Annotated in this window: 1 pseudogene; it reads left to right on the forward strand. The window is 63.0% G+C overall.

Annotated features, from left to right (window positions below):
• Positions 1-624: 624 nt before the first annotated feature.
• Positions 625-916: pseudogene (locus tag EXE44_RS21170) on the forward strand (cation-transporting P-type ATPase); the annotation flags it as partial.

Raw genomic sequence — 916 nt, forward strand, 5'->3', positions numbered from 1 at the left:
GGCGTCGCGGATCCGACGAAACTCGTCGACGACGGCGTTCTCCACGACGGTCTCGCCGACCTCGTCTCACGCCTCGCTCTCGGGCTTCGGGACGTCGATCTGCGGACCGGCGATCGGGACGGCCGTGGTGTCGGCGTCGATTTCGAGTTCGCTCACAGTTACATGTAGTAGCCTAGTACGAGTGGGTATGTGACGGTGCGGCGTGGACGCTCACGACGGGCGAAAGTGACGACGGTCGCCGGCTCCGGCGCGTCGAAACCCGCCGTCTCCACGCGTTTGCGTGGCAGGACGACCACGGGGCCCGTTCGTTCCACTCGTCGTGAATACGCCGTTGCGAGCGGTGCGACGGACGAAACCCGGGACGAGCAGTCGAGACGAGACGTGGTCGCACGCTCCCAGGCGCACGACGAGATCGGATATATGACCCGTTGATTTCGCATCGATCTCCGGACGGAGTGCCGTTCGATAGAGAGCGATGGTCACATAAACGTGAGCCTCGTACGTGGGTACGATCAACCGTCTCATTACAATTTCACTACTACTGTATGAAAGAAGCATGTGCCGTGATGCTCGCTCGGGTCTGCGCGCTGTCCGACTGAGGAAACGAGTCGCGCCCGTCGCAGTATGAGCAACGAGTGTTCCTTGTGCGGTCGATCGATTCAGTCGTCCTCTTTTGAAGCACCCGGTGAGCGCGCGTTCTGCTCGAGCGGGTGTCACGACGTGTATGCGACGCTCGGAGTTGCCGACCCGCCCGACGTCGACCGGTCCACACCCGAGCGGACACCGGACGGACACGGTCTGCCCGACTCGGATGACTCCCGGACGTTCTTGCGGATCGACGGGATGTACTCCGCGACGTGTGAAGCGTATCTCGAGTCGCTCGCCGAGAACCGGGCGGGAGTGACCGCCGCTGAGG

Origin of the sequence: Halorubrum sp. SS7, from assembly GCF_005435055.1 — an archaeon.
Taxonomy (GTDB): domain Archaea; phylum Halobacteriota; class Halobacteria; order Halobacteriales; family Haloferacaceae; genus Halorubrum; species Halorubrum salinarum.